The organism is Peribacillus muralis, from assembly GCF_001439925.1.
Lineage (GTDB): Bacteria > Bacillota > Bacilli > Bacillales > DSM-1321 > Peribacillus > Peribacillus muralis.
Genome location: NZ_LMBV01000086.1, coordinates 1 through 326, shown reverse-complemented (window position 1 = coordinate 326; position 326 = coordinate 1). Strand labels below are relative to the sequence as shown.

The 326-nt window shown below is 51.2% G+C and carries 1 protein-coding gene; it reads left to right on the top strand.

What is annotated here, in order from left to right; translation table 11 throughout:
- Window positions 1-326, top strand: a 326-nt coding sequence (locus ASU00_RS24190) for an FAD-dependent oxidoreductase (RefSeq protein WP_161809789.1), incomplete at both ends; no start/stop codon positions are given.

The window sequence follows — 326 nt, the reverse complement described above, 5'->3', positions numbered from 1 at the left end:
CTGCCTGTAACAGGTGTTAAAGGCAACCAGATCGAATTGAAGGATGGACAAACCATCACGGCCAACACGCTTGTTTGGACAGGTGGGGTCGCGGCTCTTCCGATCGTCGGCGAATCAGGTCTTGAAGTGGATCGCGGCAAAGCAGCCGTTAATGAATATCTGCAATCGACATCTCATAATGACGTATTCGTTGTCGGAGACAGTGCCCTTGCATTCCCTCCAGAAGGCGGTCGTCCATACGCGCCAACAGCACAAAACGCTTGGCAAATGGGTGAGCTTGTCGGCTACAATCTATATGCAGCCTTCGAAGGCAAAAAGCTTGAAGT